A 25,707-nucleotide genomic window follows, 5' to 3' on the forward strand; every position below is an offset into this window, starting at 1 on the left:
GTAAAGGCGCCGGGTGGTGGCCGCCTCGAGGCGGCCACCACCCGGAAACCCTCTGCGACGACGAGCAAGCCTTTAAAGCAGGCGGCTGATCGGGCGGTTAATCAGGCGAGATCTGCGGGCGGCCCGGCCTCGGCCGCTGGGCGACGTCGCCGTAGCGGGCGATGACGCGCTTGCGCAGGTCCGGGTCGTCACGGGGGACCGGCTCGATGAAGATCTCGTCGATCTCCTCGTGCGCCTCCCGCAGCTCCTGCGACATCCGCACGACGGCCCGCTCGACGTCACCGGCGGTGAGCTCGTCGCGGAAGTCCAGCCGGACGCACAGCAGCACGCGGTCGGCGCCGAACGTCAGGGTGATGATGTCCACGACCCAGTCGATCTCCGGCTCGTCGGCGAGCCGGTCGCGGACGTCGCGGACGATCCGCGGGTCGGCCTGGTTGCCGATCAGCAGGTTGAGGTTGATCCGGCCGAGGATCAGGGCGACCGCCGTGAGCAGCACGCCGATCAGGATGGAGCCGAGCCCGTCCCAGAAGGCCGAGCCGGTGGCCTGGTGCAGCGCGATGCCGGTGAAGGCCAGGACGAGGCCGATCAGGGCGGCCGAGTCCTCCAGCATCACGCTGATCGAGGTCGGCTCGTCGGTGGTGCGGATGTACTTGAGGAAGGGCAGTCCCTCCTCGCGGGCGTTGCCGCGCACCTCGCGCCAGGCCTGCTGCCAGGAGGTCGCCTCCAGGAGGAAGGACACCGCCAGCACGATGTAGGCGACGATCGGGTCGACTTCCTCCGAACCGTGGCCGGTGAGGCTCTGCACGCCCTGGTAGAAGGCGAACAGCGCGCCCATGCCGAAGATCGCGATGGCGACGAGCAGCGTCCAGATGTAGCGCTCCTTGCCGTACCCGAGCGGGTGGCGGCGGTCGGCGGGCCGGACGCTGCGGTGCAGGCCCACCATCAGGAGCACCTCGTTGAAGGTGTCGGCGATCGAGTGGGCGGCCTCGGCGGCCATGGAGGCCGAACCGGTGATGACCGCGGCGACGATCTTCGCGATCGCGATGCCCAGGTTGGCGGCGAACGCCAGGATCACGGTCAAGCGGCTCTCTTGCTGCTCCTCGGCCATGGGTCACAGCCTGTCATGATCGGGTCCGTTCAGCGCGGACCGGGGCGGCGCAGTTCCTCGCGGTCGGGCTTGCCGGAGGGCAGCAGCGGGAGGGCCTCCAGGAGCTCCAGCTCATGCGGGGCGGCGTGCGCGGGCATCGTCTCCCGGACCCAGGCGCGCAGATCGGCCAGCGTGGGGGCGGCGACTGCGGTGGCGGGGACGACGACGGCGGTGACCCGTTCGCCCCACTCGGGGTCGGGGCGGCCGACCACCACGACGTCGGCGACGGCGGGGTGGCGGGCCAGGGCGGCGGCGACCTCGCCCGCGACGACCTTCTCCCCGCCGGTGTTGATCACGTCGTCGACGCGGCCTCGGACGCGCAGGCGCCCGTCCTCGATCGCGCCGAGGTCCTGGGTGACGTACCACTCGCCGTCGCGCACGGACGCGGTGAGCTGCGGCCGCAGCCGGTACCCGGTGAACAGGGACCCGCCGGCCAGGCGGATCCGGCCGTCGTCGCCGATCGCGGCGCGCATCCCGTTCAGGGGAGCGCCGTTGTAGACGCAGCCGCCGGCGGTCTCGCTCATGCCGTAGGTGGTGAAGACGCGTCCGCCGCGCCGCCGGGCCTCGTCCAGCAGGTTCCGGCCGGCGGCGGCGCCGCCGAGCACGATCGCGCCGATCTTGGAGAGGTCCATGCCCGCGTCCAGGAGCCGTCGCAGCTGGGTCGGGACCATCGCGATGTGGACGGCCTCGGCGGAGGTCACGGCGGGGACGTCGAAGCGGGGGAGGATGACCGGTTCGGTGCCCGCGACCAGGGAACGGACCAGGACCTGGATGCCCGCGATGTGGCTGGTCGGCAGGCAGCACAGCCACCGGTCGCCGGGGGCGGCGGAGATGCGGTCGAGGGTCGCGGTGGCCGAGTGCCGCAGCGCGTCCGCCGACAGTTCGACGATCTTGGGGGTGCCGGTGGAGCCGGAGGTCGCGATGAGCACGGCGGTGTCGTCGGCGGCGGGGATGCCCGCGACAGGCACGCAGGCGCTGCGCGGCGCGTAGGGCCGCACGCCCTCCTCGGTCTCGATCGCGTGCGGCGCCAGGACGTTCAGGAGTTCGTCCAGGGCCGCGGCGGGCAGATCAGGGGAGAGGGGGCAGATCGCGGGGCCGCTGCCGTCCAGTGCGGTGGCCAGCGCCTCGTACAGGCGCGGGCCGGGTGGGAGAACGACGGCGTGCAGGCGGCGGTCCATGATCTCATCAGGGTAGACGACCCCACTGAACATGTTCGAATCTGGGAACGGTTGAATGGGGAGGACTGGCGGCAGGGGAGAGGGAACCGATGGTCTCAGAGCTGTTCGACGCGGCGGCGTGGAAGGAAATCGAGGGGTTCGACTTCACCGACATCACCTACCACCGGGCGGTGAACCAGGGGACGGTGCGGATCGCCTTCAACCGGCCCGAGGTGCGCAACGCGTTCCGGCCGCACACCGTCGACGAGCTCTACCGGGCGTTCGACCACGCGCGGCTGTCGGGCGACGTCGGCGCGGTGCTCCTGACCGGCAACGGGCCCTCGCCCAAGGACGGCGGCTGGGCCTTCTGCTCGGGCGGCGACCAGCGCATCCGCGGCAAGGACGGCTACCGGTACGCCGAGGGGGAGACCTCGGAGACGATCGACCCGGCGCGGGCCGGGCGGCTGCACATCCTGGAGGTGCAGCGGCTGATCCGGACGATGGGCAAGGTCGTGATCTGCGTGGTGCCGGGGTGGGCCGCGGGCGGCGGGCACAGCCTGCACGTGGTCTGCGACCTGACGCTGGCCAGCCGCGAGCACGCCCGCTTCAAGCAGACCGACGCCGACGTCGCCAGCTTCGACGGCGGGTTCGGGTCGGCCTATCTGGCCCGCCAGGTCGGGCAGAAGTTCGCGCGGGAGATCTTCTTCCTGGGCGACACTTACTCCGCCGAGGACGCGCACCGGATGGGCATGGTGAACGCCGTCGTGCCGCACGACCAGCTGGAGGCCGTCGCGCTGGAATGGGCCCGCAAGATCAACGGGAAGAGCCCGACGGCGCAGCGGATGCTGAAGTTCGCGTTCAATCTCATCGACGACGGGCTGGTCGGGCAGCAGGTGTTCGCGGGGGAGGCGACGAGGCTGGCCTATGGCACCGATGAGGCCGCTGAGGGCCGAGATTCCTTCCTTGAGAAGCGTGACCCCGATTGGTCGCGTTTCCCGTGGTACTAATCTCAGATTAGGCGAGGAAGGGTCAGGGGGTCAGCGGGTGAGGGTCTACTCCATCCCGATGCGGACGAGGTTCCGCGGTATCACTCAACGGGAGGGTGTGCTGATCCACGGCCCGGCCGGCTGGGGCGAGTTCTCGCCGTTCGCCGAGTACGGCCCGGCCGAGTGCGCGCGCTGGCTCGCGGCGGCCCGCGAGGCCGCCTATGAGGGGTGGCCCGCGCCGATCCGCGAGGCCATCCCGGTGAACGTGACGATCCCCGCCGTGGGCCCCGAGACCGCGTACGCGATGACCAAGGACTCCGGCTGCCGTACGGCCAAGGTGAAGGTGGCCGAGCGGGGGCAGGACGAGAGCGACGACGTGGCCCGGGTCGAGGCCGTGCGGGACGCGATCGGCCCGGATGGCAAGGTCCGGATCGACGTCAACGGCGGGTGGGACGTCGCTACGGCGGTGCGGATGGTCCGGGTGCTGGACCGGTACGGGCTGGAGTACGTCGAGCAGCCGTGCGCGACGCTGGAGGAGCTGGCGCGGGTGCGGCGGCAGGTGGACGTGCCGGTCGCGGCGGATGAGTCGATCCGGCGGGCCGAGGACCCGATGAAGGTCCGCGCGGCCGAGGCGGCCGATGTCGCGGTGCTGAAGGTGCAGCCGCTGGGCGGCGTGCGGAACGCGCTGGCGGTGGCCGAGGCGTGCGGGCTGCCGGTGGTGGTGTCCAGCGCGGTCGAGACGTCGGTGGGCCTGGCGGCGGGGCTGGCTCTGGCCGCTGCGCTGCCCGAGCTGCCGTACGCGTGCGGGCTGGCGACGCTGGCGCTGCTGGAGGCCGATGTGGTCGCCGAGCCGCTGGTGCCGGTGAACGGGGCGATCCCGGTGCGGCGGCCCGAGGTGGCCGAGGCGTGCCTGCTCCGCCATGAGATGTCCGACGAGGCGGGCGCGGGGTGGCGGCGTCGGGTCGCCGACGCCCAGGCGCTGATGGACGCCCCGCCGGTGATCGGCGTGGTGGGCCGATGAATCCCGCCACCGCTCTGGCGACCGTCCTGGTGGACGAGCTGCTGCGCTGCGGCATGACCGACGCGGTGCTGGCTCCGGGGTCGCGGTCGGCGCCGCTGGCGCTGGCGCTGCATGCGGCCGAGCAGGAGGGCCGGGTGCGCCTGCACGTGCGGGTGGACGAGCGTTCGGCGTCGTTCCTGGCGCTCGGCATGGCCAAGCGGTCGGGCCGGCCGGTCGCGCTGACCTGCACGTCGGGGACGGCGGCGGCCAACTTCCATCCGGCGGTGATCGAGGCGCACGAGTCGAACGTGCCGCTGGTGCTGCTGACCGCCGACCGGCCGCCCGAGCTGCGCGACACCGGCGCGAACCAGACGATCGACCAGGTGAAGCTGTACGGGACGGCGGCGCGGTGGAGCTGCGAGGTCGGCGTTCCGGAGAACCGGCCGGGCATGGTGGCCTACTGGCGGTCGCTGGTCAGCCGGGCGTGGGGGCTGGCGCTGGCGCCCGACCCGGGGCCGGTGCATCTGAACGTGGCGTTTCGCGAGCCCCTGATCCCCGACGGGGACTCCTCGTGGTGCGAGCCGCTGGACGGTGACGCGACGGGCGCGTGGACCAAGGTGCGGGCGGCGACGCCGGGGTCGGTGCTGCACGTTCCGCCGACGCGGCGCGGGGTGTTGGTGGTCGGTGACGGCGCCAGCAACGTCAAGCGGTACGTGGCGGCGGCGTCGATGGCGGGCTGGCCCGTGCTGGCCGAGCCGAACGGCAACGCCCGCTACGGCGACCACGCGCTGTCGTCGCATCATTTCCTGCTGGGCATGCCGGAGTTCATGGAGCGGCACCGGCCCGAGGTGGTCGTGACGCTGGGCAAGCCGGGGCTGTCGCGGCCGCTGCTGTCGATGCTGCGGCGGGCCGAGGAGCACATCGTGCTGTCGCCGACGCTGGCGCGCTGGCCCGATCCGGTGCGGTCGGCGACGCAGGTGGCGCAGGACGTGGAGATCCCGGTGGTGTCGGGCGACGACGCGTGGCTGAAGTCGTGGCGTTCGGCGGATCTGGCGGCGGCGTCGGCGGTGGACGCGGTGCTGGACGCGGTGCCGGAGGTGACCGAGCCGCGGCTGGCGCGCGACCTGGTGTCGGCGCTGCCGGGCGGGTCGTTGCTGTTCACGGCGGCGAGCATGCCGATCCGGGACCTGGACCAGGTGATGCGGCCGCGGCGCGGGATCCGGATCATGGCGAACCGGGGCGCGAGCGGCATCGACGGGCTGGTGTCGACGGCGATGGGCGCCGCTTTGGTGCACAGTGGCCGGTCGTACGCGCTGCTGGGCGATCTGGCGTTCCTGCATGATCAGAACGGGCTGATCCTGGGGCCGGCTGAGCGGCGGCCCGATCTGGCGCTGGTCGTGGTGAACAACCGGGGCGGCGGGATCTTCTCGCTGCTGCCGCAGGCGGCGTTGACGGGCCCGTTCGAGCGGGTCTTCGGTACGCCGCAGGACGTGGATCTGGAGCATGTGGCGGCGGCGCACCGGCTGCCGTACCGGCGGTTGGAGGCGGCGGCGGATCTGCCGAAGGCGATCGCGGGTGAGGGGTTGCGGATCGTCGAGGCGCGGACCGACCGGGAGTCCAACGCCGTGCTGCATGCCGAGATGCGCAAGGCGGCTCAGAGGGCGGTCCGGGAGCTTCTGGCGCGCTGACCAGGCGCCAGGGTTGGCGTGAGTGGCATAGACGTCATTGTGGCGTCATAATGGTGTCATGGACTTGATGCCGTTCGTCGATCAACTCCGCCGCGAGGTCGCACTGGCCGCCGAGGCCGGGGGTGAGGACGCCCGCGCGCTCGCCGAGCGGCTCATGGTGCCGCTGGAGTCGGCGACCCGGCTCGTCCTGCTGGAGGCGCTGTCGGCCGCCGCCGACGAGATCACCATGGAGCTCGCGCCGGGCGCGGTCGAGGTGCGGCTGCGCGGCCGCGACCCCGGCTTCGTGGTGACGGCACCACCGCCCCCGCCGCGGGGTGACCCGGCGGGCACGGTCGCGTCCCCGCCGCCCGCGCCCGTTCCGCAGGACGCCGACGAGGGCGGCACCTCGCGGATCTCGCTGCGCGTGCCCGAGTCGCTGAAGCCCCGCATCGACGAGGCGGCCCGCCGCGACGGCCTGTCGGTGAACGCCTGGCTCGTGCGCGCCATCAGCGCGGCCGTCGAGCCGGGCGGCGCGAGCGGCCGCGGTGGCCCCGGCGGCCCTGGCAGCCCTGGCGGGCGCCGCCCGCACCAGAGCGATCACGATTACACCGGATGGGTGCGCTGAGATGCCCACGTTCGACACCCCGGAACCGATCAGCGCGCTGATCCAGTTCCCGCTCGGCGACCTGCGCATCACCGCCGAGGATCGTGCCGACACCGTCGTCGAGGTGGCGCCGACCAGCGCCTCCTCCGAGGCCGACGTGCAGGCGGCGCGGCAGCTGAGAGTCGAGTACGCGGGCGGCAAGCTGCTGGTCAAGGGCGCGCGGGAGCGGGGGATCGCCTCGTGGCTGTCGTGGCTGGGCGGCAGCGCCTCGGTGGACGTGTCGATCTGGCTGCCGACCGGCTCGCGGGTGGAGGCGCGCGCCGCCGCGCCCATGCGCACCGAGGGCGTGCTGGGCGAGTGCGTCTTCGAGAGCTCGCTCGGCGACAGCGTCATCGACCGCACCGGCGAGCTGCGCCTGAGCACCACCCACGGCGACATCCGGGTCGGCGCGGTCGACGGCCAGGCGTCGCTGAGCACCAGCAACGGCAGCATCAGCGTCGGGCAGGTGAGCGGCGACCTGCGGGCGATGACCGCGTCGGGCTCCATCACGGTCGACCGCGCCCTGGGCGGCGTCAACGCCAAGACCGCCTACGGCTCCGTACGGCTCGGCGAGGTCGTGCGGGGCAAGGTGCAGCTGGCCTCGGCCTACGGCGAGCTGGAGGTCGGCGTCCGGCTCGGCACCGCGGCGTGGCTGGAGGTGCACACCCAGTACGGCAAGGTCCGCAACCACCTGACCGCCGCCGACGCGCCCGCCGCGACCGACGAGACGGTCGAGGTGCACGCCCGCAACGGCTACGGCGACATCGTCATCCGCCGCGCCTGACGCGCACTGAAGGCCAGGCTCGGCCGTTCAGTCGACGAGGCGGGCCTGCAGCGCCTCGGTGTCGGCCTCGGTCCAGCCGTTGGCGGCGAGCCACTCCAGCGTGCCGCCGTGCTCCTCGTCCACCCGGCCCAGGAACTTCTCCATCAGCGCGGCGTGCGGGACGTGGCTGTCGGCGGGCCGCGAGTCCAGGTCGGCGGCGTAGGTCTCACTGCCGCGCAGCCGCGCCAGCACCGCCTCGAGCCGTTCGCCGGTCTGGGCGTAGTCGGCGACGATCGCCTCGCGGGTGACGCCGGCGGTCTCCAGCGCGAGCGCGCACACCACGCCGGTACGGTCCTTGCCGGCCGCGCAGTGCACCAGTGACGACCCGTCGGTACGGGTCATGACGCGCAGCGCGGCCACGATCGAGTCGCCCCGGTCACGCAGGTAGCCGAGGTAGTGCCCGATGGAGCGGTCATGCTCGGGGCCCCGGTCGCCGCTGTTCTGCCACGGCAGGACCTTGTCGGCGTCGATGCCCTCGGGCAGGTCGGCGGCGACGTCGGTGTGGCGGCCGCCCTCGGAGAACAGCGACAGCTGGTGGATCGTGATCGAGGGGGTGCGGGCGAGCGGGCCCGGCCCCTCGAGCCGGACCTCGGCGTCGCTGCGCAGGTCGATGACGTTCTTCAGCTCGTAGTCGTCCAGCAGCAGCCGCACGTCGGAGACCGTCAGGTCCTGGAGGTTGTCCGAACGCAGCACCCGCCCCCGCCGTGTCGAACGGCCGTCGGTCGTGGGCAGTCCACCGAGATCGCGGACGTTGACCGCGCCGTCCAGATCGATCCACCGCGTGCTCGCATTCATGACCTATGACCCTATATGCCCGCTCTGTTGCACATTTCATGGGGGAGCCAGCACCACCCGGGTGGGGGAGAAGAGTCCCCTGTGACTGGGGGGCCAGGGCCAATGTGACCGCGCGGCGCGGCGGCGAGGCTGGGAACCGTCCAGGGACGCCACGCCAGCGCACCGGGCCAGGAGCGAGACCTTCGAGCCAGACCACAGATGGCTCTGTAGCGTGGCGACCTTCCGATCTTGGGGTCCGTAGCTTGTCGAGCGTCAGATCCCGCCGAACTGGAGGCTCCATGACCGCCACCCTCGAAGCGCCCGGGCCCCGTGCGCCGCGCACCCGGCCCGGCAGCGACTTCGCGCCCCTCTCACGGCAGGTACGTGAGAGCGGGCTGCTGGAGCGGCGGCTCGGCTACTACACGGCCGCGATCGGCCTGAACGTGGCGGCCACCGCCGCGGTCTGGGCGGCGGTCGGGTGGTTCGGTGCCTCCTGGTGGGTGCTGGCCCTCGCCGTGCCGCTGGCGCTGCTGTCGGGCCGTACGGGCTTCCTGTCCCACGACGCCGGCCACCGTCAGATCGCGACCTCGCCGCGCGTGAACAAGCTCCTCGGGCTGCTGCTGGGCAACGGCGTGCTCGGCATGAGCTACGGCTGGTGGACCGACAAGCACAACCGCCACCACGCCAACCCCAACCACGCCGACAAGGACCCCGACGTCGCCGCCGGCCCGCTGGTGTGGACCGCCGAGCAGGCCTCCACCCGCCGCCGCGGCTTCCTGAACTGGCTGGCCCGCCACCAGGCCAAGCTGTTCTTCCCGATGCTCCTGCTCGAAGGCCTGAACCTGCAGTTCAACAGCGTCATGGCCCTCAAGGACCGCACCCGCCGCGAGAAGCTCCTGGAAGGAGCGCTGCTGCTGGCGCACGCCGCCTGGTACCTGGGCCTGGCGTTCACGCTGCTGTCCCCCGGCAAGGCCGTCGTCTTCCTGCTCCTGCACCAGGCCCTGTTCGGCCTGCACCTGGGCTCGGTGTTCGCGCCCAACCACAAGGGCATGGAGATGCCCGAGGCCGACCAGAAGTGGGACCACCTGCGGCGCCAGGTCCTCACCTCCCGCAACGTGCGCGGCGGCCGCTTCAACGACTGGCTCATGGGCGGCCTGAACTACCAGATCGAGCACCACCTGTTCCCGAGCCTGCCCCGGCCCAGCCTGCGCAAGGTCCAGCCGATGGTCCGCGAGCACTGCGCCCGCGTCGGCCTGCCGTTCACCGAGACCGGCCTCATCGACTCCTACCGCCAGGCCCTCGGCCACATGCACGAGGTGGCCGAGCCCCTGCGCCACTAAAGCCCTCACCGCAGATGCGGCCCGACCGGACCTGGGGCACGGTCGGGCCGCACTATGCTTTCGGGGTGCCTGAGGGACACACCATCCACCGCCTTGCCGCCGAGCATCTGCGCATGTTCGCCGGCCACCCCGTCGCCGCCGAAAGCCCGCAGGGGCGCTTCGCCGACGGCGCCCGCCAGGTCGACGGCCGTACGCTGCGCGAGGCCGACGCCCACGGCAAGCACCTGCTGCTGGGCTTCGGCGACGAACGCCGCCTGCACATCCACCTGGGCATCTACGGCACCTACACCTTCGGCCCCGTGCCCGCCCCGGCCCCCGTCGGCATGGTCCGCCTGCGCCTGGCCGGCCCCTCGGAGTACGCCGACCTGCGCGGCCCCAACGCCTGCGAGCTGCTGGAGCCCGGCGAGATCAAGCTCCTGCTCGACCGGCTCGGCGCCGACCCGCTCCGCGAGGACGCCGACCCCGACCAGGCGTACCGGCGCATCAGCCGCAGCCGCACCACCATCGCCGCGCTGCTGATGGACCAGACTGTCGTCGCCGGCCCCGGCAACGTCTACCGCGCCGAGGTCCTGTTCCGCCTGGGCATCGACCCGCTCCTGCCCGGCCGCAAGGTCACCCCCGAGCAGTGGGCGGCGATCTGGGCCGACCTCGTACCGCTCATGCGCGAAGGTGTGCGCCTGGGCCGCATCGACACCGTCCGGCCCGAGCACACCCCCGAGGCGATGGGCCGCCCGCCCCGCCAGGACGACCACGGCGGCGAGGTCTACGTCTACCGCCGCGCCGGCATGCCCTGCCTGCTGTGCGGCACTGAGGTCCGCACCCAGGTCCTGGCGGGCCGCAACCTGTTCTGGTGCCCTGCCTGCCAGCCGCCGCACGCCTGACCGCTACTCGTTGCGGCCCACTCCGTGGACCACCGGACGAGCGGGCGCAGCGCGTCCCCTCTTGTTGCTTCGATATCCGACGCACTATCGTGGGGCCACTGATTCGTTTTCCGAAGCACTCCGAGGGCGTCGTCATGCACAAGCTGCTGGTCCTGTATCCCGAACCCACCGACCCCGACCACTTCCGCGACTACTACGTGAGCAACCACCTCCCGCTGGTCGCGAAAATGCCCGGGCTGCTCGCGTACCGCTACAGCTTCGAGGTGGCAGCGACACAGGGAAAGCCGCCCTACTTCGCGGTCTTCGAGGCCGAGTTCGCCGACGCTGCGGCATTGGCCGCGGCGAGGCGGTCTCCGCATGGCCAGCGGGTGGCCGCCGACGTCGCCAACTACGCCACCGGTGGTGTGGTCGTCATCGACTACCCGGCGCAGAACGGCACCATCTGAAGAAGGGCGTGCCGGAGCGCCCTGGCCTAGGGATTGGCGGGGGCGATGGCGGCCTTGAGGTTGTCGCGGAGCTCGACGAGCCGGGCGATCTCGGCCTCGATGGCGGCGATGCGCGCCTGGACGGTGCCGGTGCTCCGGTCGCATCCGGGCCCGCCGTAGCGCGGGAGGACGTCGCCGTCGAGCAGTTCGAGGCGGTCGGCGCTGCGGCGCACGTCCTCGACGGTGAGGCCGAGCGACAGCAGCATGCGCACGACGCGCACCCGGGCCAGGTCGCGGTCCCCGTACCACCGCTGGCCGTTGGCGGTACGGGGCGGCGGGGGCAGCAGGCCGCGCTGCTCGTAGAAGCGCAGTGCGCGGGGTGTGGTGCCCGCCGCCGCGGCGGCGTCGCCGATCCGCATGGACCTCTCCCTAGACCTCGACGATGACGGCGCCCAGATGCCGTCCGCTGATCAGTTCGTGCAACGCCTGCGGAGCGTTGTCGATGCCCGCCACGCGTACATGGGGAAAGGTGAGGCGGCCCGCGCGCAGCCACTCGCCGAACCGCTCGGCCCATTCCTCGCGGGTCGTGGCGGCGCCGGTGACGCCGCGCAGGGTGATCTGCTTGAGGATGAGCTGGAACGTGTCGAGCTCGACGGGCCCCGTGGTGCCCGAACTGCTGGGGGACAGCTGGGAGGACAGGGTCCCGACCAGGGCGAACCGTGCCCCCGTGCGGGCCGCGCGGACTGCTGCCCGCAGCTGTTCGCCGCCGACGTTGTCGACCAGGACGTCGATGCCGTCCGGTGCGGCCTTGGCGAGCTGCTCGTCGATCAGCTCGTCGCGGAGCACCACCGCGTCGTAACCGAGCTCATTGACGAGCCGTTCGGCCTTCGTACGCGAGCCGGTGCTGCCGATCACCCGGGCGGCGCCCAGCAGTCTCGCGATCTGCCCGGCCATCGACCCGACCGCGCCGGCGGCGCCGGTGACGAGGACGGTGTCGCCCGGCCTGGTATCAGCGGCGGTGAGGGCGGTGTAGGCGGTGTGACCCTGACCCAGGTGAGCGGCCGGATCGGGCAGCGCGTCACCCAGCGCGGTGCAGGCTGCGGCGTCCACGACCGCGTACTCACGCCAGCCCTGCCAATGGCTGACCAGGTCGCCTGGACGGAGGTCGCTGCCCTCGGAGGCCGAGAGCACCTCACCGACGGCCGCCCCGGGCAACGTGTCGCCGGGCTGCAACTCGGGGAAGGGCGCGCCCTGCACGCCTCCGTTGATGAGGGTGCGCACCGAGGGGAACACCTGGAAGAACAGATTGCGCACCAGCGCTTGGCCCGGACCCGGGTCGGGGACGGGCACGCGGGCGACGGTGAAGTGCTCGGGGCGGGGGAGTCCGTCGGGTCGTGCGGCGAGCTGGACTTGGCGGCCGGTGGTCGGCATAGGTCACTCCTCGAAATCGCGAGGTGCGACGTTAACCCCTGACGTGCGCGTCAAGAGCAAGCCCGCCCTACTAAAACTTACTTTGTAAAGCTGCCCGATCGGTCGAACTTCTCATTCAACGGCGTACGACGAACAACAGCGACGCGGCAGCTGATTCGCCAGCCGCCTGGGGTGCGGACGATCGTGTCGTCGTAGGTGAGGCTCGCGCAGCCGCCGTCGGCGGAGATGCCGATGCCCTTGGAGCGGGCGGTCACGCGGTCGTCGGCGATGCCGGTCAGCACGATGTTGGTGACGTGATGGCCCACCGGGTTTCCCTCGCCCAGGTCGATCCCCGCCTGGATGAGGGCGTCGATGCCGTGGATCGGCTCGCCGCCGAAGCTGGAGACGTCGTAGACGACGTCGGGCGTGAACAGCTCGCGCAGCCCTTCCAGATCGCCGTCGTCGCACAGGTGGCCGTGCAGGGCGATCAGGTCGGTGATGGCGATGCGGTCGTCCGCGGTGAAGGTCATGACGGCTCCTCGGCGCTCAAATGGGGAAGTCCCCGCTTATGATCCGATCTTAGTGGGGAGTTCCCCGGTTCGCCAGCTGAGATGATCAGTATATGGCTCGAACCTTTGAGGACCTGGTCGCGGAGGCCGCGGCGGCGCCGGTCGAGGGCTGGGACTTCTCCTGGCTGGACGGCCGGGCGACCGAGGAACGGCCCTCCTGGGGCTACCAGCGGACGATGGCCGCACGCCTGGCCGACACGGAGGTGTCGGCGGCGCTGGACATCCAGACCGGCGGCGGCGAGGTGCTGGCCGGCGCGTCCAGGATGCCGCCGGTCATGGCGGCGACCGAGTCGTGGCCGCCGAACGTGGCGAAGGCGACGCGGCTGCTGCATCCGCGGGGGGCCGTGGTGGTCGCCGACGCCGACGAGCCGCCGCTGCCGTTCGCGGCCGAGGCGTTCGACCTGGTGACCTCGCGGCATCCGGTCACGGTGTGGTGGGAGGAGATCGCGCGGGTGCTGCGCCCCGGCGGCGCCTACCTGTCGCAGCAGGTGGGGCCGGCGAGCGTGTTCGAACTGGTGGAGTACTTCCTCGGGCCGCAGCCCGAGGCGAGGCTCAGGCGCCGTCCCGAGGACGCGCGGGACGAGGCGGTCGCTGCCGGGCTGGAGGTGGTGGATCTGCGGTCGGAACGGCTGCGGACCGAGTTCTTCGACGTCGGCGCGGTGATCTACTTCCTGCGCAAGGTGATCTGGATGGTGCCGGGGTTCACCGTGGAGGGCTACCTGCCGCAGCTGAGGGCCCTGCACGAGCGGATCGAGGCCGAGGGGCCGTTCGTGGCGCACACGGCGCGGTTCCTCATCGAGGCGCGGAAGCCGGCGTAGCGGGCGCGGGCTCGTCGCCGGTGGGGGCGGGCTCGCCGAAGCGTGCGAGGGCCAGGGTGCCGCTGACGGCCAGGATGAAGCCGGTGATGGCCAGCGGCGCCAGGCCGTTGCGGGTGTGGTCGCCGAGCAGCCAGATGCCGATGGCGGCGGGGATGACGGTCTCGGCGACGACCATGGCGGCGGTGGTGGCGGTGACCGAGCCCTTCTGCAGGGCGGTGGCGTAGAAGAGCAGGGCGGCGACGCCGGCTGCGGCCAGGGCGTAGGCGGCGGGGTCGGTGATCAGGTCGAGCGGGGACAGCGAGGTGAGGACGCGGGCGCCGATGGCGACGATGCCGAAGCCGAGCCCGGCGATGCCGCCGAGGACGATGGAGCGGGCCGTGCCGGGCAGGCGGCCCGCGGTCATGCCGACGACGAACAGGGCGGCGGCGCAGCCCAGGAGCGTCCAGTGGAAGGTGTGGGAGACGTGGGCGGGGCCTTCGTGGCCGGCGGAGGAGCCGAGCATGGCCAGGCCCGCGCAGACGACCACGACGGCGGCCCATTCGGCGGCCGACACCTTGACGCCCAGGATGGGCCCGGCGGCCACTGCGGTGACGGCGAGGGCGGCGGCGATGACCGCCTGGACGACGAACAGCGGCAGGGAGCGCAGCGCGGCCAGCTCCAGGACGAAGCCGACGACGTCCAGGACGAGGCCGGCGGCGAAGGGCAGCTGGGTGGACAGGCGCAGCAGCAGGCGCGGGTCGACGTTGTCGGCGGCGGGCGCCCGGCGGGCGGCGACGGCCTCCAGCACGGTGGCCAGGCCGAAGCAGACGGCGGCGGCGATCGCGCCCAGCAGGCTCCAGATCACCGTTCCCACACTACGGAGAGCGGAGCGAGATCAGGGAGCCGGGTCCGGCCAGGCGTGTCGGCGGCCGGGCCCGGCGGGTGAACGATGTGATCAGCCTTCGAGGGCGTACTGCATGGCGCGGAACTTGGTCTGTGCCTCGGCGAGCTCGGCGGCGGGGTCGGAGTCGGCGACGATGCCGCAGCCGGCGAACAGGCGCGCGCGGGTGCCGTCCAGCTCGGCGCAGCGCAGCGCGATGCCCCATTCGCCGTCGCCGCGGGCGTCCACCCAGCCGACCGGGCCCGCGTAGCGGCCGCGGTCCATGACCTCCAGCTCCCGGATGAGGTCCAGGGCGATGTCGGTCGGGGTGCCGCACACGGCGGGGGTCGGGTGCAGGGCCGCGACGACGTCCAGGACGGAGCGTTCGCGGCCCAGGCGGCCGTGCACGGGCGAGGCCAGGTGCATGACGTTGGGGAGGGTGAGCAGCTCGGGCTGGTCGGGGACCGACAGCTCGGCGCACAGCGGTGCGAGGGCGTCGTGGACCATCTCGGCGGCGTAGGAGTGCTCTTCGCGGTCCTTGGCGGAGGCGAACAGGCGTGCGCCGCGTTCGGCGTCGTCGGCCGGGTCGATGCCGCGGGCGGTGGTGCCGGCGAGGACCAGGGAGTCGACGCGTTCCCCGGTGCGGCGGATGAGCAGTTCGGGGGTGGCGCCGACGAGCCCGGCGCAGGAGAAGGTGTAGCAGCCGGGGAAGCGGTCGGCGAGGCGGCGCAGCAGGACGCGGGCGTCGATGGGCTCGCCCGCCTGCGCGGTCAGGTCGCGGGCCAGGACGACCTTGCCGAGGCGTTTGTCGCGGATGCGGCCGACGGCGGCGGCGACGGCCTGCTCCCAGGCCAGGGCGGACAGGGTGCCGTCGCTCCAGCTGAGCTGGGTGGGCTCGGCGGGCGGGCGGACCAGGGCGAGCGGGTCGGGTTCGTCGCCGATGGTGGTGAGCCAGGCCTTGCCGTCGCGGCGGCCGACGATCCAGCGGGGGACGATGAGCACCGAGTCGGGCGACTTAGGATCGAAGCCGAAGCTTCCGAACGCGACGGGGCCCGAGCCGGGGACCTGGACGGTGTCGTTGATGTCGGCGTTGGCGAACAGGTCGCGCAGCCAGCGGTCGGCGACGGCGAAGCGGTCCTCGCCGCCGGGCAGGGCCAGGCGGGCGGCCTCCCCCCAGCCGACGATGCCCTGGCCGTGCCTGACCCAGGCGAGCGCGGTGGGGTGTGGAAGCCGCGACACCAGGTCGCCGGGGTCGGCGACCTCGGTGGTGCGGACGACCAGACGTTCCGGTGCGGTCACGGCGAGCTTCACAGGCCCCACTGTACGGGAGAGTTGAACCCGTTCAAACGGTCGGGGTGAGGCTCACTGGTGAGGCGTGCGCCACACAGGCCCCTGTTCCGCGGTGGAACGGGGGCCTGTCAGCGGCGTCGATCGGGGCGCCGACCAGGGCGCAGATCAGGAGGAGCGGTCGCGGCCGAAGGCGGCCAGCTTCCACGCGGCGGGCAGCAGCCCGGCGGCCAGCGCCACCTTGGCGGCGTCGCCGAGCAGGAACGGCGTGACGCCCAGGTGCAGGGCCTTGTCGAGGCCGACGTGCAGGGACGCCATCAGGTACGGGACGCCGACGGCGTAGATCAGCGCGGTGCCGAGGAGCATGGTGGCGACGGTGCGGACCGGGGTGCGGTCTCCGCCGCGTTCGGCCAGCCGCCCGACGACGCCGGCGGCCAGCACGAACCCGATGATGTAGCCGAGGGTGGGGCTGCCGGTGCCCGAGGCGCCGTCGACGAACCAGGGCATGCCCGCCATGCCGAGGAGCAGGTAGGCGATCATGCCGAGGGCGGCGCGGCCCCAGCCGAGCGCGGCGCCGGCCAGCAGCACGGCGAAGGTCTGGCCGGAGACCGGGACGGGGGTGCCGGGCAGCGGCACGGCGATCTGGGCGGCCACGCCGACGAAGGCGGCGGCGCCGGCGACCAGGGCGAGGTCGCGGGCCAGGGATCCGGGCAGCAGGTCGCCGAGGACGGCCGGGCGGCGCCGGGCCAGGGGAGCGGTGGTCACAGAACCCTCCATGGGCCTCAAAGGTTGCGTCGTCAACGAACCTAGCGAACGGCCCTCGAAGGGTAGATCACGCGGGCTACAGAAACGGTCGAGGCGTTTTGTAGCCGCAGGTCATGGCGTGCCCTGGACCGGCTGTGCGCCGCCGCGCGATCCGCGCGGGTCGCGGGCGAGGTAGATCACATCGGGTTCGCCGCGCGGCACGGGCACCGGCCGGACCCGCACCTGGTCGAAGCGGCCGCGCAGCAGTTCCTCGAAGGCGGGCGCGGCGCCCGCGCTCCACACCGCCAGCACCCCGCGCGAGCTGAGGCGGCGCACGAGCAGGTCCAGGCCCGTGCCGCCGTACAGGTGCGCGTTGGACGGGGTGACGGTCCAGTCCGGGCCGTTGTCGATGTCCAGGCAGATCGCGTCGAATGGCCCTTCACGCGGAGGCTCGGCGAGCCATTCCAGCAGGTCGGCGCGGACGACGTTCACGCGGGGATCGTCGAGCGCGCCCTCGGAGAACGGGCGCAGCAGCGTGCGGTGCCAGCCGACCACGGCCGGTTCGATCTCCACGACCGTGACCGCGTCCACGCCCGGTCGCCGCAGCGCCTCGGCCAGGGAGAAACCCACGCCGAGCCCGCCGATCAGCACCCGTACGGGCGCGTCCGCCCGGTCCTCGCCCAGACCGGCGACGGCGGCGGAGATCAGCAGGCGCTCGGACTCGCCGTTGCGGGTGTCCATCAGGAACATCCCGTTGCTGATGATCTCGTAGTGCTCGCCGTCACGGCGCAGCACCAGCTCGCCTCCGCCCAGTCCCTGGGCGCGTTCGATCGTGGCAGGTTCCCCGCTGACGGTCACCGTCGCATTATCCTTGGGACACGGGGTGACGGCGGTGGGGCCCGCCGATATCCGCGGCAACCGGTCGCCAACGGTCCCTGAGGTCGGAAGGGAGACCGGCGGTGCCCGGAGTGGAGCAGCCCCTTGCCGGTGAGCGGACCGATGTCTTCAGGTCCGCCGCGGCCCGCAGGGTCAGGCGCCACCGCGACATCCTCGCGGTGATCGCGATCGGCGGCGGGATCGGCAGCCTCGCCCGCTATTTCATCGCCCAGGCGATGCCCACCGCCCCCGGCGCGATGCCGTGGGCGACGTTCCTGATCAACGTGACGGGCTGCGCGGCGCTGGGCGCGCTGATGGTGTACGTGACGCAGGTGTGGCCGCCGCGCCGGTACGTGCGGCCGTTCTGGGGCGTGGGGTTCCTGGGCGGCTACACCACCTTCTCCACCTACGCCCTGGAGCTGCGCGGCCTGCTGGACCATGGTTCGTGGGCGATCGCCGCCCTCTACGGGTTCGGCAGCCTGGCTGCGGGCCTGACCGCGGTGTGGGCCGGGGCGTCCGCAGCCCGCTACGCGTCGGGACGGGCACTGCGCCGCCGCCGCGCCGGGGCGGCGGGCGCGGCGATGGAGACGGCCGAGGAGGACGCGTGAGGCTGCACGGCAGCGCCCGCCGATTGACGATCTTCATCGGTGAGGACGACACCCATCACGGCAAGCCGCTGTACGCCGAGATCGTGCAGCGCGCGCGGCGCGGCGGGCTGGCCGGCGCGACGGTGCTGCGCGGCATCGAGGGGTACGGGGCGTCCTCGCACCTGCACACCAGCCGCCTGCTCAGCCTCAGCCAGGACCTGCCGCTGGCCATCGTGATCGTCGACGAGGCCGAGCGGATCGACGCGTTCGTCGGCGAGCTCGACGAGCTGATCGACGAGGGCCTGGTGATCCTCGACGACGTCGAGGTGTACCGGTACGTGGGCCGCTCGGAGGGCGAGCAGGGGGAGAGCGGGCGGTGACGGTGCTGCTGGTGTTCCTGGGCGGCGCGGCCGGCGCCCCCACGCGGTACGTGCTGGACCGGCTGGTGGCGCGGCGCGCGAGCGGGGTGTTCCCGTGGGGGACGTTCACCGTGAACATGATCGGCTCGGTGATCCTGGGCGCTCTGGCGGGTGCGGGCACGGGCGGCGCGGCGCAGGCGCTGCTGGGAACCGGGTTCTGCGGGGCGCTGACGACGTTCAGCACGTTCGGGTACGAGACGGTGCGCCTGGCCGAGGACGGCGCGCTGGCCGCGGCGGGCCGTAACGCGTTCGGGAGCCTGGCGCTGGGCCTGGCGGCGTCGGCCACCGCGTTCTGGGCCGCCGCGTCCTTCACCTGAACACGCGTTTCCCGTCGGCGCCGGTGAAATTTCGCTGACAGGTCGTTGAACCGGCCGCGTTCGGCCTCGTTTCGCCCCTCGGGGGTCTGGGCCGGGCGGTGTGCGGGCGGCTAGCGTCGCGGCCATGTCTGAACGAGCACTTCTTCAGGGCCGCCGGATCCTGGTGGTCGGCGCCGGTACCCGTCCCAGCGACGAGCCCGACCCGCCCGCCGGCAACGGCCGCGCCATCGCGGTGACCGCCGCCCGGGAGGGCGCGGCGGTGGCGTGCGCCGACGTGGACGAGGCCGCGGCCGCCGAGACGGCCAAGCTGGTCACCGGTGTGGGCGGGACGGCGAGCGTGCTGGCCGGTGACGCCTCCGACCCTGGCGGCGCGGCGCGGCTGGTCGCCGAGGCCACCGAGGCGCTGGGCGGCCTGGACGGGGTGGTCTACAACGCCGGGATCGGCATCGGGTACGGGCTGGAGGGCACCGATCCCGCCGACTGGGACCAGGTCATGGGCGTGAACCTGCGCGGCCCGTTCCTGGTGAGCCGGGCCGCGGTGCCGCACTTGGCCGAGGGCGGCGCGGTGGTGTTCGTGGGGTCGCTGGCGGGCGCCAAGCCGGGCAGCCGTTCCCCGTCCTATGACGCCTCCAAGGCGGGCCTGACCGGGCTGATGCGGCATGTGGCGGCCGAGGGCGCGCCGCGCGGCGTCCGCGCGAACGTGGTCGCGCCGGGGCTGATCGACACGCCGCTGGGGCGGATGGCGTCCTCGGGGAACGCGGGCCGTGACCGTACGGCCAGGCTGATCCCGCTCGGCCGGCAGGGGACCGCGTGGGAGGTCGCCGAGGTCACGGTGTTCCTGCTGTCGGAGCGGGCGAGCTATGTGACCGGCCAGGTGATCGGCGTGGACGGGGGCCTGTCCACGCTGCGCTGAGCCGCTGTACGGGGGGCTTCGCTGAGAGCGGATCCCCTGAGGGGAACACGGGTTCACCTTCCACCGTTGCCGTGTAACGATGTAATCATCGGGAGGTGCGATGATCCCCGAACCGATCCCCGAACCCCGTGACCCCGACCGTCCCCTTGACGCCTACTCACAATCGGTCTCGGCCGTCGCGGCCGAGCTCACCCCCCGCGTCGCCGCGCTGCGCGTGCGCCAGCGCGGCCGCGAGGGCGCCGGCTCTGCGGTGACGTTCACCGCCGACGGCTTCCTGCTCACCAACGCCCACGTCGTCGGCGGTGCCGCGGGCGGCCAGGCCGCCTACTCCGACGGCACCACCACCTCGTTCACCGTCGTCGGCACCGACCCGCTGTCGGACCTGGCGGTGGTGCGCGCCGACGGCGACACCCCGGGCCCGGTCACCCTCGGCGACAGCGACAAGCTCGTCGTCGGGCAGCTGGTCGTCGCGGTCGGCAACCCGCTCGGCATGGCCGGGTCGGTGACCGCCGGGGTCGTCAGCGCCCTCGGCCGGTCCCTGCCGACCCGCAGCGGCAACGCCGTCCGCGTCGTGGAGGACGTCATCCAGACCGACGCCGCCCTCAACCCCGGCAACTCCGGCGGCGCGCTCGCCGACTCGCACGGCCGCGTCGTCGGCATCAACACCGCCGTCGCCGGTATCGGCCTGGGCCTGGCGGTCCCGATCAACTCCACCACGCGGCGCATCATCGCCGCGCTGATGCACGACGGCCGGGTCCGCCGCGCCTATCTGGGCGTGGTCGCCGCGCCGATCCCGGTCCCGGCGTCGCTGCGCGAGCGGATCGGGCAGAACGAGGCGTTGCGGGTCGCCGAGGTCATGCCCGGCAGCCCCGCCGCCCGCTCGGGCCTGCGGCCCGGCGACCTGGTGCTGACCGCCGGCGGCAGCCCGGTGGACCAGGCGCAGAGCCTGCAGCGGTTGATGTTCGCCGACGCGATCGGCAAGCCGCTGCAGATCACCGTGCTGCGCAACGGCGCGATGGTCGACGTCATCGCCGAACCCGTCGAGCTGAACATCGAGCATGCCTGACCCCTCGCCCCCTTGAGGGGTCAGGCATGCGGGGAGGCGTGAGAGGTCAGGTGTGAGGGGTCAGGCGGCGGCGAAGCGGGCGCTGTGGTCGCCGCGCAGGCGCCCCGCCGGCAGCCGCCGCCCGCCCAGCACCATCAGCAGGTCCGCGCCCGTGCCCATCAGCGGCGCGCCCGTTCCGAACCTCCAGTCCATGTCGGTCGCGCGCAACTGCACGCCCGCCAGGTCCACGTGGAAGAACTTCAGGCCGCGCGGCGAGGCCATGCCGTTCAGCACCGGCAGCAGCCGGTCGGCGGGGATCTGGCGGTCGATGCCGAGCGCGATGGTGCTGTCCAGGCCGTGCACGATCTCGTGGGTGAGCGCGCCCTCGTAGCCGCCGCCCGGCGGCTTCCACGGATGGTGGGCGTTGTCGCGCAGCGCCGCCGTCAGCTGCGCCGGGGTCATCACGGCGGCGTCGCGGCGCGCGGTGCGGTCCAGCATCCGGTTCATGCTCCCGCGCGCCTTGACCATCTCGATCAGGAAGTGGGGGAGCCTGGCGCGGAACGCCATCGTGGAGTGCGCCACGACCTCCCGTACGCGCCAGCCCTGGCACAGCGACGGGGTGTCCCAGTCGGCGTCGGGCAGCGCGCCCAGCAGTTCGGCCAGCTCGGTGCGTTCGGCCGCCAGCGCGGCCCGCAGCTCGGTGTCGTCCATGTCGTCGTCTCCAGCGTCGTCCGTCGATGCCGTACAGGTGCCGTACACCCCACCGACGAACGGGCCGGGCCCGGACGGACACCTCAGCCCCGCGAATTCCCCGGAGTCTCTGAGACCTCGGCGAGGCGGCGGGCCAGGTAGCGGCGTTCGGTGCCGGTCGGCGCCAGCTCCATCGCCCGCCGGTAGGCCCGCGCTGCCTCCTCGCGGCGGCCCATGCGGCGCAGCAGGTCGGCGCGGGTGGCGGGCAGCAGGTGATAGTCGGGCAGCCGTCCCGACGCCTCGATCTCGGCCACCAGCGCCAGGCCCGCCTCGGGCCCGTCCGCCATGCCGACCGCGACGGCCCGGTTCAGCTCCACCACCGCCGACGGCACGAATCCGCGCAGCCGCCCGTACAGCGCGGCGATCTGCGCCCAGTCGGTCTCGGCCGCCGTCGCCGCCCCCGCATGGCAGGCGGCGATCGCGGCCTGCACCTGGTACGGGCCGGGACGCCCGCGCCGCAGCGCCGCCTTCACCAGCGCCTCACCCTCGGCGATCATGCCCCGGTCCCAGCGCGCCCGGTCCTGGTCCTCCAGCGGCACCAGGTCACCGGCCGCGTCCAGCCGGGTCGCGCGGCGCGCGTCGTGCAGCAGCATCAGCGCCAGCAGCCCCGCCGCCTCCGGCTCGTCGGGCATCAGCCGCACCAGCACCCCCGCCAGCCGGATCGCCTCACCCGACACCTCCCGCCGCACCAGCTCCGCGCCCCCCGACGCCGCGTACCCCTCGTTGAACAGCAGGTACAGCACCGCCAGCACCGCGCCGGTCCGCTCGGGCAAAAGATGTGCGGGCGGCACCCGGTACGGGATCCCCGCGTTGCGGATCTTGTGCTTGGCGCGGGTCAGGCGCTTGGACATCGCCGCCTCCCCGACCAGGAACGCCCGCGCGATCTCGGCCGTCGACAGTCCCGCGAGCGTGCGCAGCGTCAGCGCCACCTGCGCCTCGGTCGCCAGCGCCGGATGGCAGCAGGTGAACATCAGCCGCAGCCGGTCATCGGGCACCCCGCTCGGATCCCCCTGGTCCCCGTAGCCGCCCTGGCCGCCCTGCCCGCCCTGCCCGCCCTGCCCGCCCTGGCCGCCCTGCCCGCCCTGGCCGCCCGGGTCGCCGGGGCCGGTCTCGGCCGGTGTCATGAGCGCGGCCTCCCGCAGCTTGGCGGCGCCCGCCGCGTCGCGGCGGAGCCGGTCGATGGCGCGGTTGCGCGCCGTGGTCGTCAGCCACGCCCCGGGCCGGTCGGGGACCCCGTCGCGGGGCCAGCGCGCCAGCGCCGCGGCGAACGCGTCCTGCGCGCACTCCTCGGCCAGGTCGAAGTCGCCGGTCGCGGCGATCAGCGTCGCCACCACCTGGCCCCACTCGTCGCGGAACGCCCGCGCCACCACCTCCCCCGTCTCCGGTGGGTGCGGGGCGTCGGGGCCGGTCACGGCTCCGGGACGGGCGGCCGCAGCACCGGCCGGATCTCGATCGACCCGTACCCGGCCGCCGGATGCCTGGCCGCGATCTCGATCGCCTCGTCCAGGTCGGCGCACTCGATCAGGGTGAACCCGCCGATCGCCTCCTTGGTCTCGGCGAACGGCCCGTCGGTCAGCAGCACCTCGTCGCCGCGCACCCGCACCGTGGTCGCGTCCGACGGCGGCCGCAGGCCCGCGCCGCCGCGGATCACGCCCCGTTCGGCCATCTCCTCGCTCCAGCCGCCGCAGCCGTCGCTGGCGTGCTCGGCGGCGTCCTCACCGCCGCAGATCAGCAGCATGTACTCCACGGGCCCTCCTCCTGCCGGTCGCTCACACTCCACCGACGAACGAGATCCTCCCCGACGGACACCCACCGCGAACCGAATCTGGTTCTTCTCAGCGCGATCACGGCGGGTTACAGTGACGGCGGTGCGATTCCAGGCGCGGCGGTGACAGCCCGCCGGCTCCGCCGCGGCGGCGGAGCGACCCGGTGCGACTCCGGGGCCGTGCGGTGACACCCCGCCCTCCTCTCGGACCCGCGCGGTCCCTGACCTCCGGCGGCCGCGACCGCGGCCCGCCGCACCAGGCGAGGGGAAGCATCATGTTCACCGGACGCATCGAGGAGATCGGCGTCGTCGAGACCGTGCGCGGCGACCGCGTCACCGTGCGGGCGCCCGCCAGCGCCGCGCGGATCCGGCCCGGCGGCTCACTGAACGTCTCAGGGGTCTGCGTCACCGTCGAGGACGTGGCCGACGGCGCGTTCACCGCCACCGTCAGCGCCGAGACCCGCCGCCGCAGCACCTTCGACGACCTGGCCGCCGGCCGCGCCGTCGCGCTCGAGCCGGCCCTCACCCTCGGCGACCCCCTGGACGGCCACCTGGTCCAGGGCCACGTCGACGCCGTCGGGAAGGTCACCGCCGCCGAGCAGCAGGGCGCGGGCCGCCGCGTGTGGATCCGCCCGCCCACCCGGTTCCTGCCGCGGGTGGCCGCCAAGGGCTCCATCGCCGTCGACGGCGCCAGCCTGACCGTCGCCGAGGTCGTCAAGGACCGCTTCTCGGTCGTGCTGGTCCCCGCCACCCTGGCCGCCACGCGCCTGGGGGAACTGGAGGCCGGTGACCGCGTCAACCTGGAATCGGACGTGGTCGCGCGGCTGGCCGGGCGACCCGACACCGCCACCCTCGCGCGGGCCGTGCGGGCGCTGCCGTGGGCAGGGCACCTGCCCGGCCGCGCCGGCGTCGACAAGGCCGTCGCGCAACTGGCCGCGGGCGGCGGCGTGGTGGTGTGGGACGGCGACCGCGAGGCCGAGGGCGACGTGGTGTTCGCCGGCGCGATCATGCGGCCCGAGTCGTTCACGTTCCTGCTCACCCAGGTGTGCGGGCACCCCACCGTGCCGTGCGCGCCCGGCGTCCTGGACCGCCTGGAGATCGACCCGATCCCCGGCGAGGGCGACCGGCACGGCACCCGCCCCCACGTTCCGGTGGACCTGGCCGCCGGGACCGGCACCGGCGTGTCGGCCGCCGAACGCGCCGCCACCGTCCGCCGCCTCGCCGACCCCGGCGCCGCGCCGGCCGACTTCCTGCGGCCCGGGCACGTGTTCCCGCTCGCCGCCCGCCCCGGCGGCCTGGCCGAACGCGGCGGGCACACCGAGGCGACCGTGGCGATGTGCGTCGCCGCCGCGACCAGCCCCGTCGGCGTGTGCTGCGAGGTGATGAACCCCGACGGGACCATGGCCGGTCCCGCCGACCTGGAGGCCGCCGCGCTGCGCTGGGGCCTGCCGCTCGTCGACGTCGCCGACCTGCGCGCCTGGCTGTGACCGGCCCCGCAACCGGCCCCGCAACCGGCCCCGCAACCGGCCCCGCAACCGGCCCCGCGACCGCGACCGGCCCCGCCTGACACAACGACGAAGCCCCGGCCCGCCGGTGAAGGCGGACCGGGGCTCAGCCGACCCCCGCGTCTCAGCCGACCCCCGCGTCTCAGGCGGCGACCGGCAGCGCGACCGGCTCGGGCAGCTGCTGGGCGGCCGGGCGGACCGGGTTCATCCGGCTGCCGACCATCATCTTCAGCACCCGCCACCCGTCCCGCCAGGTGTTGAGGTGCGACTCGCCGAACAGCCGGTTGCCCTCGAACGACGCGACCTCGGCGATCTTCAGGCCGGTGGTGACGGCGTTGACGCACATCTCGGTCTCGATCTCAAAGCCCGTCGACTTCAGCTGCAGCCGCTCGACCGCGGTGCGGTGCATGGCGACGTAGCCGTAGCACAGGTCGGTCCACTGGGTGCGGTAGAGCGTGTTGGCCAGCCGGGTCAGCCACTCGTTGCCGGTGCGGCGCAGGAACGTCAGGTCCTCCGACCCGCCGCCGCAGGCGTAGCGCGAGCCCTTGACGAAGTCGAAGCCCCGCCCGACCAGCGCCACGAACGAGGGGATCTCGGCCGGGTCCATGCTCCCGTCGGCGTCCAGCATCACGATCACGTCGCCGGTCGCGGCGGCGAACCCGGCCTGCAGCGCCGAGCCCTTGCCCTGCGGCGGCTGGCTGATGACGACCGCGTCCGGGCGCAGCGTCGCGGCGACCTCGGCCGAACCGTCGGTCGACTCACCGTCCACGATCACGATCTCGTCCACCCCGGTCAGCCGGGGCAGGAGCCATCGGAGGTTGTCGGCCTCGTTCAGGGTCGGGATGACGGCCGTGACCGTCGGCGCGGGGGTGTTGATGCGGCTCAGGTCTGCGGTGGCGTTCATCTTCAAGTCTCCGTGGCTTGCTGGCTGGCGATGTCCTGTTAGATGTGACGCCTGCCACGAGATGTTTGAAAAAATCTTCACGCGGACCTTATGTAC

General features: G+C 73.3%; 29 protein-coding genes. 15 read left to right on the plus strand and 14 right to left on the minus strand.

Annotated elements, in window-relative coordinates; genetic code table 11:
* Window positions 1-97: 97 nt before the first annotated feature.
* Together J4573_RS43860 and J4573_RS43865 are read right to left on the minus strand one after the other, a co-directional pair.
* The gene (locus J4573_RS43860; protein ID WP_208262224.1) at window positions 98-1,108 is read right to left on the minus strand and encodes a cation diffusion facilitator family transporter; all 1,011 of its coding nucleotides are present in this window, start codon (window positions 1,106-1,108) and stop codon (window positions 98-100) included.
* Window positions 1,109-1,137: 29 nt separating this feature from the next.
* A complete protein-coding gene (locus J4573_RS43865; protein WP_208262383.1) occupies window positions 1,138-2,325 on the minus strand; it encodes an AMP-binding protein in 1,188 nt (395 codons plus the stop codon).
* A gap of 89 nt (window positions 2,326-2,414) precedes the next feature.
* Between J4573_RS43865 and J4573_RS43870 the strand changes: the two genes are divergently transcribed.
* The 5 genes from J4573_RS43870 to J4573_RS43890 are packed head-to-tail and all read left to right on the plus strand — an operon-like array spanning window position 2,415 to window position 7,384.
* Entirely contained in the window at window positions 2,415-3,311 is an 897-nt protein-coding gene (locus J4573_RS43870; RefSeq protein ID WP_208262226.1) for a 1,4-dihydroxy-2-naphthoyl-CoA synthase, read from the plus strand.
* Window positions 3,312-3,348: 37 nt separating this feature from the next.
* Entirely contained in the window at window positions 3,349-4,311 is a 963-nt protein-coding gene (locus J4573_RS43875; protein WP_307797394.1) for an o-succinylbenzoate synthase, read from the plus strand.
* Entirely contained in the window at window positions 4,308-5,978 is a 1,671-nt protein-coding gene (gene menD, locus J4573_RS43880; protein ID WP_208262228.1) for a 2-succinyl-5-enolpyruvyl-6-hydroxy-3-cyclohexene-1-carboxylic-acid synthase, read from the plus strand. Before J4573_RS43875 ends, menD begins: the two co-directional genes overlap by 4 nt.
* A gap of 58 nt (window positions 5,979-6,036) precedes the next feature.
* Window positions 6,037-6,582, plus strand: a complete 546-nt coding sequence (locus J4573_RS43885; protein ID WP_243774558.1) for a hypothetical protein — start codon at window positions 6,037-6,039, stop codon at window positions 6,580-6,582.
* Window position 6,583: 1 nt separating this feature from the next.
* Complete coding sequence (locus J4573_RS43890) at window positions 6,584-7,384, plus strand: DUF4097 family beta strand repeat-containing protein (protein WP_208262229.1); 801 nt, start codon at window positions 6,584-6,586, stop codon at window positions 7,382-7,384.
* Between the two features lie 27 nt (window positions 7,385-7,411).
* Here J4573_RS43890 and J4573_RS43895 read toward each other — a convergent pair whose 3' ends face one another.
* Window positions 7,412-8,218, minus strand: coding sequence for a tyrosine-protein phosphatase (locus tag J4573_RS43895; protein ID WP_208262230.1), 807 nt, complete (start codon window positions 8,216-8,218; stop codon window positions 7,412-7,414).
* A gap of 278 nt (window positions 8,219-8,496) precedes the next feature.
* Here J4573_RS43895 and J4573_RS43900 point away from each other — a divergent pair, with 278 nt between their 5' ends.
* The 3 genes from J4573_RS43900 (at window position 8,497) to J4573_RS43910 (ending at window position 10,864) form a co-directional block, all read left to right on the plus strand.
* Complete coding sequence (locus J4573_RS43900; protein WP_208262231.1) at window positions 8,497-9,537, plus strand: fatty acid desaturase family protein; 1,041 nt, start codon at window positions 8,497-8,499, stop codon at window positions 9,535-9,537.
* Window positions 9,538-9,602: 65 nt separating this feature from the next.
* On the plus strand, window positions 9,603-10,418 hold the full coding sequence (locus J4573_RS43905) for an Fpg/Nei family DNA glycosylase (protein WP_208262233.1): 816 nt from the start codon (window positions 9,603-9,605) through the stop codon (window positions 10,416-10,418).
* Between the two features lie 134 nt (window positions 10,419-10,552).
* Complete coding sequence (locus tag J4573_RS43910) at window positions 10,553-10,864, plus strand: EthD family reductase (protein ID WP_208262235.1); 312 nt, start codon at window positions 10,553-10,555, stop codon at window positions 10,862-10,864.
* 26 nt (window positions 10,865-10,890) lie between these two features.
* Here J4573_RS43910 and J4573_RS43915 read toward each other — a convergent pair whose 3' ends face one another.
* From J4573_RS43915 to J4573_RS43925, 3 genes are all read right to left on the minus strand, one after another.
* Complete coding sequence (locus J4573_RS43915; protein ID WP_208262237.1) at window positions 10,891-11,262, minus strand: MerR family transcriptional regulator; 372 nt, start codon at window positions 11,260-11,262, stop codon at window positions 10,891-10,893.
* Window positions 11,263-11,272: 10 nt separating this feature from the next.
* The gene (locus J4573_RS43920) at window positions 11,273-12,274 is read right to left on the minus strand and encodes an MDR family NADP-dependent oxidoreductase (protein WP_208262238.1); all 1,002 of its coding nucleotides are present in this window, start codon (window positions 12,272-12,274) and stop codon (window positions 11,273-11,275) included.
* Between the two features lie 77 nt (window positions 12,275-12,351).
* Complete coding sequence (locus tag J4573_RS43925; protein WP_208262240.1) at window positions 12,352-12,783, minus strand: nuclear transport factor 2 family protein; 432 nt, start codon at window positions 12,781-12,783, stop codon at window positions 12,352-12,354.
* 92 nt (window positions 12,784-12,875) lie between these two features.
* On the opposite strand from J4573_RS43925, the gene J4573_RS43930 reads away from it, so the two are divergent.
* The gene (locus tag J4573_RS43930; RefSeq protein ID WP_208262242.1) at window positions 12,876-13,640 is read left to right on the plus strand and encodes a class I SAM-dependent methyltransferase; all 765 of its coding nucleotides are present in this window, start codon (window positions 12,876-12,878) and stop codon (window positions 13,638-13,640) included.
* Here the strand turns inward: J4573_RS43930 and J4573_RS43935 are convergent.
* The 4 genes from J4573_RS43935 to J4573_RS43950 form a co-directional block, all read right to left on the minus strand.
* Window positions 13,615-14,484, minus strand: a complete 870-nt coding sequence (locus tag J4573_RS43935; RefSeq protein WP_208262244.1) for a hypothetical protein — start codon at window positions 14,482-14,484, stop codon at window positions 13,615-13,617. The genes J4573_RS43930 and J4573_RS43935 overlap by 26 nt on opposite strands.
* 90 nt (window positions 14,485-14,574) lie before the next feature.
* A complete protein-coding gene (locus J4573_RS43940; RefSeq protein ID WP_208262246.1) occupies window positions 14,575-15,810 on the minus strand; it encodes an isochorismate synthase in 1,236 nt (411 codons plus the stop codon).
* A 144-nt stretch (window positions 15,811-15,954) separates the two neighbouring features.
* A complete protein-coding gene (locus J4573_RS43945) occupies window positions 15,955-16,551 on the minus strand; it encodes a biotin transporter BioY (protein WP_307797396.1) in 597 nt (198 codons plus the stop codon).
* A gap of 111 nt (window positions 16,552-16,662) precedes the next feature.
* Window positions 16,663-17,388, minus strand: a complete 726-nt coding sequence (locus tag J4573_RS43950; RefSeq protein WP_307797397.1) for a spermine/spermidine synthase domain-containing protein — start codon at window positions 17,386-17,388, stop codon at window positions 16,663-16,665.
* 101 nt (window positions 17,389-17,489) lie between these two features.
* Here J4573_RS43950 and crcB (J4573_RS43955) point away from each other — a divergent pair, with 101 nt between their 5' ends.
* The 5 genes from crcB (J4573_RS43955) (at window position 17,490) to J4573_RS43975 (ending at window position 20,708) form a co-directional block, all read left to right on the plus strand.
* On the plus strand, window positions 17,490-18,014 hold the full coding sequence (crcB, locus tag J4573_RS43955) for a fluoride efflux transporter CrcB (RefSeq protein WP_208262250.1): 525 nt from the start codon (window positions 17,490-17,492) through the stop codon (window positions 18,012-18,014).
* Window positions 18,011-18,373 (plus strand): DUF190 domain-containing protein, encoded by a 363-nt coding sequence (locus J4573_RS43960; RefSeq protein WP_208262252.1) that lies wholly within the window; start codon window positions 18,011-18,013, stop codon window positions 18,371-18,373. The genes crcB (J4573_RS43955) and J4573_RS43960 overlap by 4 nt, the downstream gene beginning before the upstream one ends.
* Entirely contained in the window at window positions 18,370-18,729 is a 360-nt protein-coding gene (gene crcB, locus J4573_RS43965) for a fluoride efflux transporter CrcB (RefSeq protein WP_208262253.1), read from the plus strand. Before J4573_RS43960 ends, crcB (J4573_RS43965) begins: the two co-directional genes overlap by 4 nt.
* Window positions 18,730-18,853: 124 nt before the next feature.
* Window positions 18,854-19,642 (plus strand): SDR family NAD(P)-dependent oxidoreductase, encoded by a 789-nt coding sequence (locus tag J4573_RS43970; protein ID WP_208262255.1) that lies wholly within the window; start codon window positions 18,854-18,856, stop codon window positions 19,640-19,642.
* A gap of 100 nt (window positions 19,643-19,742) precedes the next feature.
* A complete protein-coding gene (locus J4573_RS43975; protein ID WP_208262257.1) occupies window positions 19,743-20,708 on the plus strand; it encodes a S1C family serine protease in 966 nt (321 codons plus the stop codon).
* 60 nt (window positions 20,709-20,768) lie between these two features.
* On the opposite strand, the gene J4573_RS43980 is transcribed toward J4573_RS43975, so the two are convergent.
* From J4573_RS43980 to J4573_RS43990, 3 genes are all read right to left on the minus strand, one after another.
* The gene (locus J4573_RS43980) at window positions 20,769-21,398 is read right to left on the minus strand and encodes a maleylpyruvate isomerase family mycothiol-dependent enzyme (RefSeq protein ID WP_208262259.1); all 630 of its coding nucleotides are present in this window, start codon (window positions 21,396-21,398) and stop codon (window positions 20,769-20,771) included.
* A gap of 83 nt (window positions 21,399-21,481) precedes the next feature.
* Complete coding sequence (locus J4573_RS43985; protein WP_307797399.1) at window positions 21,482-22,849, minus strand: RNA polymerase sigma factor; 1,368 nt, start codon at window positions 22,847-22,849, stop codon at window positions 21,482-21,484.
* The gene (locus J4573_RS43990) at window positions 22,846-23,175 is read right to left on the minus strand and encodes a YciI family protein (RefSeq protein ID WP_243774589.1); all 330 of its coding nucleotides are present in this window, start codon (window positions 23,173-23,175) and stop codon (window positions 22,846-22,848) included. Before J4573_RS43990 ends, J4573_RS43985 begins: the two co-directional genes overlap by 4 nt.
* Window positions 23,176-23,477: 302 nt before the next feature.
* Between J4573_RS43990 and J4573_RS43995 the strand changes: the two genes are divergently transcribed.
* Entirely contained in the window at window positions 23,478-24,689 is a 1,212-nt protein-coding gene (locus J4573_RS43995) for a riboflavin synthase (protein WP_208262263.1), read from the plus strand.
* Between the two features lie 160 nt (window positions 24,690-24,849).
* Here J4573_RS43995 and J4573_RS44000 read toward each other — a convergent pair whose 3' ends face one another.
* Window positions 24,850-25,611 (minus strand): glycosyltransferase family 2 protein, encoded by a 762-nt coding sequence (locus tag J4573_RS44000; RefSeq protein WP_208262265.1) that lies wholly within the window; start codon window positions 25,609-25,611, stop codon window positions 24,850-24,852.
* Window positions 25,612-25,707: the final 96 nt, after the last annotated feature.

Origin of the sequence: Actinomadura barringtoniae (assembly GCF_017573505.1) — a bacterium.
In the GTDB taxonomy this organism is placed as follows: Bacteria; Actinomycetota; Actinomycetes; order Streptosporangiales; family Streptosporangiaceae; genus Spirillospora; species Spirillospora barringtoniae.

What these genes read in the sequence shown, in the direction of transcription:
- J4573_RS43970 (WP_208262255.1), top strand. Translation starts at nt 18,854, where the DNA reads ATGTCTGAACGAGCACTTCTTCAGGGCCGCCGGATCCTGGTGGTCGGC.
- J4573_RS43930 (WP_208262242.1), top strand. Translation starts at nt 12,876, where the DNA reads ATGGCTCGAACCTTTGAGGACCTGGTCGCGGAGGCCGCGGCGGCGCCG.
- J4573_RS43870 (WP_208262226.1), top strand. Translation starts at nt 2,415, where the DNA reads ATGGTCTCAGAGCTGTTCGACGCGGCGGCGTGGAAGGAAATCGAGGGG.
- J4573_RS43995 (WP_208262263.1), top strand. Translation starts at nt 23,478, where the DNA reads ATGTTCACCGGACGCATCGAGGAGATCGGCGTCGTCGAGACCGTGCGC.
- J4573_RS43925 (WP_208262240.1), bottom strand. Translation starts at nt 12,783, where the DNA reads ATGACCTTCACCGCGGACGACCGCATCGCCATCACCGACCTGATCGCC.
- J4573_RS43980 (WP_208262259.1), bottom strand. Translation starts at nt 21,398, where the DNA reads ATGGACGACACCGAGCTGCGGGCCGCGCTGGCGGCCGAACGCACCGAG.
- J4573_RS43900 (WP_208262231.1), top strand. Translation starts at nt 8,497, where the DNA reads ATGACCGCCACCCTCGAAGCGCCCGGGCCCCGTGCGCCGCGCACCCGG.
- J4573_RS43885 (WP_243774558.1), top strand. Translation starts at nt 6,037, where the DNA reads ATGGACTTGATGCCGTTCGTCGATCAACTCCGCCGCGAGGTCGCACTG.
- J4573_RS43865 (WP_208262383.1), bottom strand. Translation starts at nt 2,325, where the DNA reads ATGGACCGCCGCCTGCACGCCGTCGTTCTCCCACCCGGCCCGCGCCTG.
- J4573_RS43890 (WP_208262229.1), top strand. Translation starts at nt 6,584, where the DNA reads ATGCCCACGTTCGACACCCCGGAACCGATCAGCGCGCTGATCCAGTTC.
- menD (WP_208262228.1), top strand. Translation starts at nt 4,308, where the DNA reads ATGAATCCCGCCACCGCTCTGGCGACCGTCCTGGTGGACGAGCTGCTG.
- J4573_RS43895 (WP_208262230.1), bottom strand. Translation starts at nt 8,218, where the DNA reads ATGAATGCGAGCACGCGGTGGATCGATCTGGACGGCGCGGTCAACGTC.
- J4573_RS43920 (WP_208262238.1), bottom strand. Translation starts at nt 12,274, where the DNA reads ATGCCGACCACCGGCCGCCAAGTCCAGCTCGCCGCACGACCCGACGGA.
- J4573_RS43910 (WP_208262235.1), top strand. Translation starts at nt 10,553, where the DNA reads ATGCACAAGCTGCTGGTCCTGTATCCCGAACCCACCGACCCCGACCAC.
- J4573_RS43915 (WP_208262237.1), bottom strand. Translation starts at nt 11,262, where the DNA reads ATGCGGATCGGCGACGCCGCCGCGGCGGCGGGCACCACACCCCGCGCA.
- J4573_RS43990 (WP_243774589.1), bottom strand. Translation starts at nt 23,175, where the DNA reads ATGCTGCTGATCTGCGGCGGTGAGGACGCCGCCGAGCACGCCAGCGAC.
- J4573_RS43860 (WP_208262224.1), bottom strand. Translation starts at nt 1,108, where the DNA reads ATGGCCGAGGAGCAGCAAGAGAGCCGCTTGACCGTGATCCTGGCGTTC.
- J4573_RS43975 (WP_208262257.1), top strand. Translation starts at nt 19,743, where the DNA reads ATGATCCCCGAACCGATCCCCGAACCCCGTGACCCCGACCGTCCCCTT.
- J4573_RS44000 (WP_208262265.1), bottom strand. Translation starts at nt 25,611, where the DNA reads ATGAACGCCACCGCAGACCTGAGCCGCATCAACACCCCCGCGCCGACG.